Source organism: Streptomyces sp. KLMMK, from assembly GCF_036961605.1.
GTDB lineage: Bacteria > Actinomycetota > Actinomycetes > Streptomycetales > Streptomycetaceae > Streptomyces > Streptomyces telluris.
Map to the genome: position 1 here is coordinate 1 of NZ_JBAMDC010000229.1, position 10,940 is coordinate 10,940.

General features: G+C 74.3%; 13 protein-coding genes. 9 read left to right on the top strand and 4 right to left on the bottom strand.

Features of this window, described 5'->3' with window-relative positions; all coding sequences use genetic code 11:
* The 4 genes from V7793_RS25660 to mug form a co-directional block, all read left to right on the top strand.
* Window positions 1–523 (top strand): HNH endonuclease family protein (locus V7793_RS25660; protein WP_336010367.1); only part of this gene is annotated, 523 nt, incomplete at its 5' end.
* 76 nt (window positions 524–599) lie between these two features.
* Window positions 600–818 (top strand): hypothetical protein, encoded by a 219-nt coding sequence (locus V7793_RS25665; protein ID WP_336010381.1) that lies wholly within the window; start codon window positions 600–602, stop codon window positions 816–818.
* 126 nt (window positions 819–944) lie between these two features.
* Window positions 945–2,378: an adenylosuccinate lyase gene (gene purB / locus V7793_RS25670; protein WP_336010369.1), complete on the top strand. Its 1,434-nt coding sequence runs from the start codon at window positions 945–947 to the stop codon at window positions 2,376–2,378.
* Window positions 2,375–2,914, top strand: a complete 540-nt coding sequence (mug, locus tag V7793_RS25675) for a G/U mismatch-specific DNA glycosylase (RefSeq protein ID WP_336010382.1) — start codon at window positions 2,375–2,377, stop codon at window positions 2,912–2,914. Before purB ends, mug begins: the two co-directional genes overlap by 4 nt.
* An 11-nt stretch (window positions 2,915–2,925) precedes the next feature.
* On the opposite strand, the gene V7793_RS25680 is transcribed toward mug, so the two are convergent.
* Together V7793_RS25680 and V7793_RS25685 are read right to left on the bottom strand one after the other, a co-directional pair.
* A complete protein-coding gene (locus tag V7793_RS25680) occupies window positions 2,926–3,672 on the bottom strand; it encodes an ABC transporter permease (RefSeq protein WP_336010371.1) in 747 nt (248 codons plus the stop codon).
* Window positions 3,669–4,406 (bottom strand): ABC transporter ATP-binding protein, encoded by a 738-nt coding sequence (locus tag V7793_RS25685; RefSeq protein ID WP_179079797.1) that lies wholly within the window; start codon window positions 4,404–4,406, stop codon window positions 3,669–3,671. The genes V7793_RS25680 and V7793_RS25685 overlap by 4 nt, the downstream gene beginning before the upstream one ends.
* 107 nt (window positions 4,407–4,513) lie before the next feature.
* On the opposite strand from V7793_RS25685, the gene V7793_RS25690 reads away from it, so the two are divergent.
* The 3 genes from V7793_RS25690 (at window position 4,514) to V7793_RS25700 (ending at window position 7,651) form a co-directional block, all read left to right on the top strand.
* Window positions 4,514–5,725: a sensor histidine kinase gene (locus V7793_RS25690; RefSeq protein WP_336010374.1), complete on the top strand. Its 1,212-nt coding sequence runs from the start codon at window positions 4,514–4,516 to the stop codon at window positions 5,723–5,725.
* Between the two features lie 9 nt (window positions 5,726–5,734).
* Window positions 5,735–6,385: a response regulator transcription factor gene (locus V7793_RS25695; RefSeq protein ID WP_336010376.1), complete on the top strand. Its 651-nt coding sequence runs from the start codon at window positions 5,735–5,737 to the stop codon at window positions 6,383–6,385.
* Window positions 6,386–6,469: 84 nt separating this feature from the next.
* The gene (locus tag V7793_RS25700; protein WP_336010384.1) at window positions 6,470–7,651 is read left to right on the top strand and encodes an ROK family protein; all 1,182 of its coding nucleotides are present in this window, start codon (window positions 6,470–6,472) and stop codon (window positions 7,649–7,651) included.
* A gap of 72 nt (window positions 7,652–7,723) precedes the next feature.
* Here the strand turns inward: V7793_RS25700 and V7793_RS25705 are convergent, their stop codons facing one another.
* Entirely contained in the window at window positions 7,724–8,467 is a 744-nt protein-coding gene (locus tag V7793_RS25705; protein ID WP_336010377.1) for a GntR family transcriptional regulator, read from the bottom strand.
* Window positions 8,468–8,672: 205 nt separating this feature from the next.
* Between V7793_RS25705 and V7793_RS25710 the strand changes: the two genes are divergently transcribed.
* Window positions 8,673–9,419 carry an SDR family oxidoreductase gene (locus V7793_RS25710; RefSeq protein WP_336010378.1) on the top strand — a complete coding sequence of 249 codons (747 nt, stop codon included), beginning with the start codon at window positions 8,673–8,675 and terminating at the stop codon, window positions 9,417–9,419.
* Window positions 9,420–9,449: 30 nt separating this feature from the next.
* On the opposite strand, the gene V7793_RS25715 is transcribed toward V7793_RS25710, so the two are convergent.
* Entirely contained in the window at window positions 9,450–10,382 is a 933-nt protein-coding gene (locus V7793_RS25715; protein ID WP_336010379.1) for an RNA polymerase sigma-70 factor, read from the bottom strand.
* A gap of 120 nt (window positions 10,383–10,502) precedes the next feature.
* Between V7793_RS25715 and V7793_RS25720 the strand changes: the two genes are divergently transcribed.
* Window positions 10,503–10,940: alpha/beta fold hydrolase (locus V7793_RS25720; protein ID WP_336010380.1), on the top strand; the 438-nt coding region annotated here is incomplete at its 3' end.

Sequence of the window (10,940 nt, forward strand, 5' to 3'; positions counted from 1 at the left end):
CCGGGTGGAGCTGGCCGACCTGACCGTCGAGGCGCCGCACTCGATGGCCGGGTACAGCCGCGCGAAGTTCCCCCACTGGATCAAGCAGATGGGCACCTGCGACACCCGCGAGGTGGTCCTCTCCCGCGACGGCCGCGACGTCAGGACCGACGACCAGTGCCGCGCGTCCTCGGGCCAGTGGCACAGCGCCTACGACGGCAAGGACTTCACGGCGGCGGGCCAGCTCGACATCGACCACATGGTGCCCCTCGCCAACGCCTGGCGGTCGGGGGCCGACACCTGGAACACCGACCGCCGCAAGCAGTTCGCCAACGACCTGGTCAACCCCCAGCTCATCGCCGTGTCCGCCGCCTCCAACCGGTCCAAGGGCGACCAGAGCCCGGACCAGTGGCGGCCGCCGCTGAACTCGTACTGGTGTGCGTACTCCCGCTCCTGGACCCACATCAAGCACCTCTACCAGCTCAGCGTGACGCAGAGCGAGCAGGACACTCTTACTGCCATGCTGGACACATGCGATCGATGAGCAGCAGCCGGTGACCGGCGGCGAAGGACCGGGCGGGCACCTCGTGGACCAGGTGACCGCAGGGCCGGGCGGGGCGATGACCGACGACGTCGGCGTCATCACGGGCGACCTGACCGTCGCCACCACCGCCCTGCCCGGCGGGTGGGCCCGGGTCGACGTCCAGTACACCGGCGCCGAGGAGTGGTACACGCTCACCGGCAGCCCGGCGCCCGTCCCCCCGGGCGGCCTGGCGGCCCTCCACGACCAGGTGCTCGCCCGCATCCGCGAGGGCGGCGCGGCCGAGGTCCCCCGCTGAGGCCCCCGCGTAGGATCGGGGCGTGCCCTCCGGGTCCGGCGGGCGCACCCCCGGAGGCGTTCTCGTAGCAAGCTACGAACGAGCCCCGTGCCGGAGTCTGCAGCAACCGACAGTAGACTCGGCAGCGTGTCTGTGAAGCCCCGCATCCCCAATGTCCTGGCCGGCCGCTACGCCTCCGCCGAGCTGGCCGTCCTGTGGTCCCCCGAGTACAAGGTGACGCTGGAGCGGCGGCTGTGGCTCGCCGTGCTGCGCGCGCAGAAGGACCTGGGGATCGAGGTGCCGGACGCAGCCCTCGCCGACTACGAGCGGGTGCTCGACCAGGTCGACCTCGCCTCGATCGCCGAGCGCGAGAAGGTCACCCGGCACGACGTCAAGGCCCGCATCGAGGAGTTCAACGCCCTCGCCGGCCACGAGCACATCCACAAGGGCATGACGTCCCGCGACCTCACCGAGAACGTCGAGCAGCTGCAGATCCGGCTGTCCCTGGAGCTCGTCCGGGACCGGTCCGTGGCCGTCCTCGCCCGCCTCGGCAAGCTCGCCGGGGAGAACGCCGAGCTGGTCATGGCCGGCCGCTCGCACAACGTCGCCGCCCAGGCCACCACCCTCGGCAAGCGCTTCGCCACCGGCGCCGACGAGCTCCTCGTCGCCTTCGCCCGCCTGGAGGAGCTCCTCGGCCGCTATCCGCTGCGCGGCATCAAGGGCCCCGTCGGCACCGCCCAGGACATGCTCGACCTGCTCGGCGGGGACGCCGCCAAGCTGGACGAGCTGGAGCGGCGCATCGCCCACCACCTCGGCTTCGCGCAGGCCTTCACCTCCGTCGGCCAGGTCTACCCGCGCTCCCTGGACTACGAGGTCGTGACCTCCCTGGTGCAGCTGGCCGCCGCGCCGTCCTCGCTCGCCAAGACCATCCGGCTGATGGCCGGGCACGAGCTGGTCACCGAGGGCTTCAAGCCCGGCCAGGTCGGCTCGTCCGCCATGCCGCACAAGATGAACACCCGCTCCTGCGAGCGCGTCAACGGCCTCATGGTCATCCTGCGCGGCTACGCCTCCATGGCCGGCGAGCTCGCGGGCGACCAGTGGAACGAGGGCGACGTCTCCTGCTCCGTGGTGCGCCGCGTGGCCCTGCCGGACGCGTTCTTCGCGCTGGACGGCCTGATGGAGACCTTCCTGACGGTCCTCGACGAGTTCGGCGCCTTCCCCGCGGTCGTCGCCCGCGAGCTGGACCGCTACCTGCCGTTCCTCGCCACCACCAAGGTGCTCATGGCGGCCGTGCGCGCCGGCGTCGGCCGTGAGGTCGCGCACGAGGCGATCAAGGAGCACGCGGTGGCCTCCGCGCTGGCCATGCGCGAGCAGGGCGCCGAGCGCAACGAGCTCCTCGACAAGCTCGCCGCCGACGAGCGCATCCCGCTCGACCGGGCCGGCCTGGACGCCCTGATGGCCGACAAGCTGTCCTTCACCGGCGCCGCGGCCGACCAGGCCGCCCTGGTGGTCTCCCGCATCGAGGAGATCGCCAAGCGCCACCCGGAGGCCGCGGCGTACGCGCCGGGGGCGATCCTCTGACACCGGAGCAGCTGGAGGCCGCCCGTGACCGCCTCGTTCCCGACGTGGTCGCGGACGGCCTCCGCGTTCTCTTCTGCGGCATCAACCCGGGCCTGATGTCGGCCGCCACCGGCCATCACTTCGCCCGCCCGGGCAACCGCTTCTGGCCGGTCCTGCACGCCTCGGGCTTCACGCCGCGGCAGCTGCGCCCCGCCGAGCAGGAGGAACTGCTCGGCTACGGGCTCGGCATCACCAACGTCGTCGCCCGGGCCTCGGCGCGCGCGGACGAGCTGAGCACCGCGGAGTACGTCGAGGGCGGCCGCATCCTGACGGAGAAGGTCGAGCTGCTGAAGCCGCGCTGGCTCGCGGTCGTCGGGGTGACCGCCTACCGCGTCGCGTTCGGCGACAAGCACGCGAAGATCGGCCCGCAGGAGCGGACGATCGGCGCCACCCGCATCTGGGCCCTGCCCAACCCCAGCGGCCTCAACGCCCACTGGCCGCTGCCGAAGATGGCCGAGGAGTACGCGCGGCTGCGGGCGGCGGCCGGCGGAGCCTGAGCACGGCGAGGTCACGCGTCGCGGCGGTGCAGGGACCACCAGCCCGCCGCGGCCGCGAGCGCCGTCCACAGCGCCATCACGCCCATCCCCGACCAGGCCCCGAGCGGGCCCTCGGGGACCGGGTGCAGGATCTGCTGTCCGGCCCGGTCCGGCAGGAAGGCCACCACCTTCCCGATGCCGGAGACCCCCGCGAAGACCGGCGAGACCAGGAACACCACGGGCGTGAGCACCGACAGCGCCCCGACCTGGCTGCGGACCACCGCGGCCACCCCCGCCGAGAACACGGTGAGCAGCGCGAGGTAGACGCCGCAGCCGACCGCCGACCGGAGCGCGCCGGGCGTCCCCAGCCCCACGCCGTACTCGCCCAGCAGCACCTGCGCGCCGAGGAAGCAGCCGAAGCCGGTCGCCAGCCCCACCGGCAGGGCGGCGGCGCCCAGCACGAGCAGCTTGCCCGCCCAGAACACGCCGCGGCGCGGGACGGCGGCGAGCGAGAGGCGGATCCCGCCGCCCGCGTACTCCCCGGCCACCGCCATCACACCGAAGCAGACGGCGGCGATGTGCCCGAAGTTCAGGCCGAAGTACGAGCTGTACACCGCTTCGAAGTCCGCCTCGTCGGCCTCGGCCCTGCCGACCATCGCGTGCACCAGCACGGTGACCCCGACGGAGGCCACGAAGGCGGCCGACAGGGCGACGAGCAGGGCCCGCACGGAACGGATCTTGGCCCACTCGGAGCGGAGGACGGGGGCGAGGGCGTTCATGAGGACGTGCCTTCCTGGTGGGTGAATTCGGCGGAGCCGTCGGTCAGGGCGAAGTAGGCCTCCTCCAGGGAGGCTCTGCCGCCGACGAAGTCGCTCAGCGACGCGTCCGCGAGCAGCCGGCCCCGGCCGAGCACGACGAGGTGGTCGGCGGTCTGCGCCATCTCGCTCATGAGGTGGCTGGAGATCAGGACGGTCCGCCCCTCTTCCGCCAGGCGGCGCGTCAGCCGGCGCAGCTGGAGGATGCCCTCGGGGTCGAGGCCGTTGGCGGGCTCGTCGAGCAGGAGCACGGGAGGGTCGCCGAGGAGCGCCGCGGCCAGCCCGAGGCGCTGCCGCATCCCCAGGGAGAAGGTCCGCACGCGGCGGCGCGCCGCGGACGCCAGGCCCGTCTCCTCCAGCACCTCGCCGACGCGGCGGGCGGAGATGCGGTTGGCGAGGGCGAGGGTGAGCAGGTGGTCGTGTGCGGTCCGGCCGGGGTGGGCGGCCGAGGCGTCCAGCAGCGCGCCGACGTGCCGCAGCGGCTCGGCGAACGAGGCGTACGGGCGGCCGCCCACCAGGGCCGCGCCGGACGTGGGCCGGTCCAGGCCGAGGATCATGCGCATCGTGGTGGACTTCCCGGCGCCGTTGGGGCCCAGGAAGCCGGTCACCCGGCCCGGCCGGACGGTCACGGTGAGCCCGTCCAGGGCGCACACCGGGCCGTACCGCTTGGTGAGTTCACGGATCTCTATCGAGGTCATGCCCCAAGGCTCGCGTCCGGCCGGAGGCGGCACTTCCCCCTGGCGTGGGGACCGTCTCCCCCGAGCGGGGGAGGCCGCCGCCCGGCCGGCCTTGGGAGAATGACGTCATGATCGCTCCCCTGCGCCCGGTGACCCGCGCGGTCACGTACACCCGCTGGCTGCACCTGGTGATGGCGATGGTCGTCGCCACGGTGTTCGCCTTCGTGGTCCCCGGGCTCGCCAACATGGACACGCTCGCGGGCGCCTGGCTGCTCGTGGCGCCGCTGCCGCTGCTGGTGGCGGCCGGCACAGTCCCGAGGGTGCGGCTCTCGGAGGGGATGCAGGCGCAGCTGCTGCTCCATCCGGCCCGCCGGGACGGCCGGGAGCCGGACTTCACGCCCGCGGCCTCGGCTTCGTGGAGCGATCGCCGGCGCACGGTGCTGTGGCTGGTCCTGCGCTATGAACTGGGCACGCTGACGGCCTTCTTCTCGGTGCACACGCCGACGCTCGCGGTCAACCTCATCAGCGCCGCGTTCGGCGGGCGGCCGGAGAGCGTGCTGTCCCTGTGGAAGCCCCAAGGCGGCCACTGGTGGTACGCGCTCGTGGCCCTGGCGGCCCTGGCGCTGCTCCTGGCCTTTGTCGTCGTCGCGGGCGAGGTGCTGGCGCGGGCCGCGCGGGCGCTCCTCGGCCCCTCGGCGGCCCAGCGCCTGGCCGCGCTGGAGGAGCGCACGGAACGCCTGCTGGAACACAACCGGCTCGCCCGCGAGTTGCACGACTCCGTGGGACACGCGCTCACGGTCGCCGTGCTCCAGGCGGGCGCGGCACGCGCCGCAGGGTCGCCCGACTTCACCGACAAGGCGCTGGCGGCCATCGAGGAGACGGGCCGGCACGCGCTGGAGGACCTGGAGCGCGTCCTCAAGGTCCTGCGCGAGGACGCGTCCGGACCGGCGGCCGGACGCCCGGCCCTGACCGACCTCCAGCGGCTGCTCACCGCCGCCCGGGGCTCCGGAAGCGAGGTCACCGCCGAGGTCAGCGGCGCCCTGGAGGCCCTGCCCGGCCCGGTATCGCGCGAGGGCTACCGCATCGCCCAGGAGGCGCTCACCAATGTGGTGCGCCACGCGGGCCCCATGCCGGTGTCGCTGCGCATAGCGGTCCGCGCGGACGTCCTGGAGCTGGACATCAGCAACCCCCTGCCTGCTTCCGCGGGCAGCGCCGTCAGCGGCACGGGCAGCGGCCTGCGGGGCATCCGCGAGCGCGCCGCCCTGCTCGGCGGCCACGCCGAGACCGGCGTGCACGAGGGCGCCTGGCGGGTGCGGGCCGTCCTCCCGCTGAGCGCCTAGGGTGAACCGGTGCCGATAACTGTTCTGCTGGTCGACGACGAGCCGCTCGTCCGCGCGGGCCTGCGCGCCATCCTCGAAGCGCAGCCCGACATCGAGGTGACGGGCGAGGCCGCCGACGGGGCGGCCGTGGTGCCGATGGTGCGTCAGCTGCGGCCGGACGTCGTCGCGATGGACGTACGGATGCCGCTGCTGGACGGCATCGAGGCGACGCGGGCCGTCCTGCGCACGGTGCAGCCGCCTCCGAAGATCATGGTCGTGACCACCTTCGAGAACGACGAGTACGTCTACGACGCGCTGCGCGCGGGCGCCGACGGGTTCCTCCTCAAGCGCGCCGCGCCCGCCGAGATCGTGCAGGCGGTCCGCACCGTCGCGGCCGGCGACTCGCTGCTGTTCCCGGCCGTGCTGCGCACGATCGCGGCGGGCCGGGGCAACGAGCGGGCCCGGGCGGCGATGGAGAAGGCGGCCCTGACGGCCCGTGAGGCGGAGGTGCTGCGCCAGATGGCCCGCGGCCTGTCCAACGCGGAGATCGCGGCCACCCTGCTGCTCGGCTCCGAGACGGTGAAGACGCACGTCAGCGCGGTGCTGGCGAAGCTCGGGGCGCGGGACCGCACCCAGGCGGTGATCGCCGCGTACGAGTCGGGGTTCGTCACGCCCGGGTGAGTCCCGAGGCTCGCCGCCGGTCACCGCACCCGATACGATCCGGCCAGTAAGCAAAGGATGCGCAAAAGCGAGGAGGCGGCGACGTTGGGGCGGCTCACCGGCGGGGACCCGTCCCTGCTGCGGCGGATCAACTCGGCCGTGGTCCTGCACGCGCTCCGCACGGCCGTCTCTCCCGCGTCCCCGCTGTCCACCGCGCCCACCCTCACGGACCTGGTCAAGGTCACCGGCCTGTCCCGGCCGACCGTGGAGGGCGTGGTCGAGGGCCTGATGGAGTCCGGCCTGGTGGTGGAGGCGCCCGCCGGGGAGGGCGAGGCGCGCCGCCAGGGCCGCCCCGCGCGCCGCTTCCGCTTCCGGGTGGAGGCCGGTCACCTGCTCGGCATCGAGATCGGACCGCACCGGATCGCCGCCCTGATGGCCGACCTGAGCGGGCGGGTGATGGGCTCGGCGTCCCTGGACGTGCCGGAGACCGCCCCGGCGGACGAGCGGCTGGACCGGGTGCGGGACGCGGTCGCCGATCTGCTCGCGCGCTCGGGCGTGCCGCGCAGCGGGCTGCGGGCCGTCGGCGTGGCCAGCCCGGGCATCGTGGAGGCCGACGGCACCGTCCGGCTGGGCACGGCGTTGCCGGGCTGGACCGGCCTGCCGCTCGGGGAGCGGCTGCGCCGCTCGTTCCGGTGCCCGGTCCTCGTGGAGAACGACGCGAACGCGGCCGCGGTGGCCGAGCACTGGAAGGGCGCCGCCACCGGGTCGGACGACGTCGTCTTCGTCCTGGCCGGGCTCAGCCCCGGGGCCGGCTCGCTGATCGGCGGGCGGCTGCACCGGGGCTTCGGGGGCGCGGCCGGCGAGATCGGCGCCCTGCACCTGCTCGGCCGGGAGGCGACCCCCGAAGAGGTGCTGTCCACGACGGGGGAGCCGCTGCACCCGCTGGACGAGGCGCAGGTGGCACGGGTCTTCGCGCTGGCGCGCGAGGGCGACGAGCAGGCCGCGGCGGCCGTGGAGCGCTTCATGCGCCGCCTCGTGCACGACGTGGCAGCGCTGGTGCTGGCCCTGGATCCGGAGATGGTCGTCGTCGGCGGCTGGGCGGCGGGGATCAGCGGAGTGCTGGAGCCACTGCGGAGGGAGCTGGCCCGCTACTGCCTCCGGCCGCCGCAGGTGGTGCAGTCGATGCTGGGCGAGGCCGCGGTCGCCACGGGCGCGCTGCGCCTGGCCCTCGACCACGTGGAGAAGCAGCTGTTCGCCGTGGAGAGCACGGTCACCGCGCGCAGGTGAGTGCTCCGGCGCGGGTGCCGTGGAGCGCGGGCCGGGCGGTGGGGACGCCCTGCCCGGTCCTGCCCGGCCCGGTCAGCCCGCGGCCAGGAGCTGCACTCCGGCCTCGCCGAACGTGAGCCGGCAGGTGTCCGCGCGGTAGGTGGCGACGGCCACGGCCGCCGTGGCGCCCTCGGCGAAGTAGCGCGTGGTGACGAGGAGGACGGGCGCGCCGGGCAGCCGGTCGAGCTGCTTGGCGTCCTCGGCGCGGGCCGATCCCAGCTCGACCGCGCGGTCCTGGCCCTCCAGGCCGAGGCGCTGCAGCTCGCGCAGGACGGTGCGGGCGCGGGCGGCGCCCGGCGCGGCGTCGATCGCGGCGAGGCCGGGAACGGACGACCCCGGCACGTACAGCAGCTCGGCGGCCACGGGCTGGCCGTGCGTCCGGCGGATCCGGCGCACGGTGTGCACCGCCTGGCCGGCGGCCGTGCCGAGCAGCTGGGTGACGGCCGCGGGCGGCGCCGTCTCCTGGCAGTCGACGGCCTGCCAGGAATCCGTGGCGGCCCCCGGCCAGGCGTCCTCGGCCTCGCCGACGGCCACGCCCACGCGGGGCGGGGCGACGGTGGTGCCGACGCCGCGGCGGCGCTGCAGCCGCCCTTCGAGCTCCAGTTGTTCGAGCGCCTGCCGGAGCGTGGCCCGTGCGACGCCGAACCGGGCGGCGAGCTCCCGCTCGTTCGGCAGGATCTCACCCACCGCGAACTCGGAGTCGAGCGCCTCGCTGAGCACGGTCTTCAGGTGCCAGTACTTCGGCTCCGGCACCGTTTCGAGCTGCGTGGTCCCCACCCTGATCCTCCGCAAAGCATTTTGCGCGCTTCTTTATTAAAGGTTGTTGCAGTATGGCGACCATAGGACGGTGCCCGGACTTGGTCAAGACCAATGCCCCGATTAACGGCCCGGTACGCGATCCCTTCGAGCCCTTCGGCTACGGTCGTCGCCCATGGGCCCCGGCGCACGTGCGTACGGGCCCGGGCGAGCGAGCGGAGGGGCGATGGACCAGGTCACGGTGGTCACGGGAGGCAGCCGGGGGATCGGAGCGGCCGTCGCGGTGCGGCTGGCGCGCGCCGGCCACAGCGTGGGCATCGGCTACGAACGGGCGGCCGGGGCCGCCGAGGAGACGGCCCGGGCGGTGCGCGCCGAAGGCGTCGGATGCGTGGCCGTCCAGGTCGACACCAGCGTGGAGAGCGCGGTGGACGCCCTCTTCGACACGGTGCGGGCGGAACTGGGCCCGGTCACCGGGCTGGTGAACAACGCGGGCGTCACCGGCCTGCTCGGCCGGTTCACCGAGACGCCCGTGGAACGGATGCGGCGGGTCGTCGACGTGAACGTGACGGGCGCTCTGATCTGCGCCCGGCGGGCCGCCCTGGAGATGTCCACCCGCCACGGCGGCCGGGGCGGCGCGATCGTGAACATCTCCTCGGGCGCGGCCACCCTCGGCAGCCCGGGGGAGTACGTGCACTACGCGGCGAGCAAGGCCGCCGTCGACGCGATGACCGTCGGCCTCTCCAAGGAGCTCGCCGAGGAGGGCGTCCGCGTCAACTCCGTACAGCCCGGGATGATCGTCACGGACATCCACGCGGCCATGGGCGATCCGGAGCGGCCGTGGCGCAACTCCGGCCGGGTGCCGATGGGCCGCCCCGGCGAGCCCGGCGAGGTCGCGGCGGCGGTGGCGTGGCTGCTCTCGCCGGACGCCTCGTACACCACGGGAGCGGTGCTGCGGGTGGCCGGCGGCCTGTAGCCGAACGGCCGTACCGGCCACCGCGGCCGGCTATCCCGCCAGGCCGCCGAGCTTGTCGGGGTTGCGCACCAGGTAGACCGTCGTGATCCGGCCGTCCGCCACCTCCAGGCTGAAGGCGGTGTCCGGGCGTCCCGCGGACAGGACGAGGAGGCCCGGGCGGCCGTTGATCTCCATGAAGCGGGCCTCCAGCCCCGGCAGGGGCTGCTGCGCCACCGCGTACAGGAAGCGCCCGACCTTGTCCGCGGTCTCGATGACGCGCAGCGGCGCCTTGGACTTGCCGCCGCTGTCGCCGACGAGCCGCACGTCGGGCGCGAGCAGCTCCAGCAGGTTCCCGAGGCTGCCGCCGGTGGCCGCCGCGAGGAACTTCTCGGTGAGGTCGCGCTGCTCGGCCGGGTCCACGGTGAAGCGCGGCCTGCCCTCGTCGACATGGCGCCGGGCCCGGGTCGCGAGCTGGCGCACGGACGCCTCCGAGCGGTCGAGCGTCACGGCGATCTCCCCGAAGGGGAAGCCGAACGCCTCCCGCAGCACGAAGACCGCGCGCTCCAGCGGGGAGAGCGACTCCAGGACCACCAGCACGGCCAGGGAGACGGAGTCCGCCAGGACCGCCTGCTCGGCGGTGTCGGGCACGGCCGGGCCGTAGTCGGTGGCGATCGGCTCGGGCAGCCAGGGGCCGACGTACGCCTCGCGCCGCGCCTGCACCTGGCGCAGCCGGTCGATCGCCAGCCGGGTGGTGACCCGCACGAGGTACCCGCGGGGGTCGCGCACGTCCTCGCGGGCGGCGCCGGACCAGCGCAGCCAGGCCTCCTGGACGACGTCCTCGGCGTCGGCGACGCGGCCGAGCATCCGGTAGGCGACGCCGGTCAGGACGGAGCGGTGCTCCTCGAAGGCGTCGAGTGCGGCGTCGGATGCGGCGTCGGGTGGGGTCACCGCTCCATCCCAGCGGACCCGGTGGGGGTTGTCCATGTGAACTCGCTCTCGGAGCACCGCCGTACAGGACCCGCACGGGGTCTTACCCTGCGGTAACTCTTACTGACATCCTGTCTCAATACCTCACCGGCACCCCAGGATGACGAGGAGCCACCCATGGCCGACACGGTCGTCTTCCCCATCGACACCCCCGCCGGACGGCGGACCGCGGAGGTGTCCTACGAACGGCTCGGCGGCGGGGAGCCACTGGTGCTCCTGCACGGCATCGGCCACCACCTGCAGGCGTGGGACCCGGTCGCCGGCATCCTCGCCGCGGAGCGCGACGTCATCGCCGTCGACCTGCCCGGCTTCGGCGACTCCCCGGCCCTGCCGGACGGCATGGCCTACGACCTGCACGGCGTGGTCCCCGTCCTCGGGGCGCTCTTCGAGGCGCTGGACCTCGACCGGCCGCACGTCGCCGGCAACTCGCTCGGCGGACTGTTGGCCCTGCAGCTCGCGCACGAGAAGCTCGTGCGCTCCACGACGGCGATCTCCCCCGCCGGCTTCTGGACCGCGGGCGAGCGCCGCTACGCCTTCGGCGTGCTGCGCGGGATG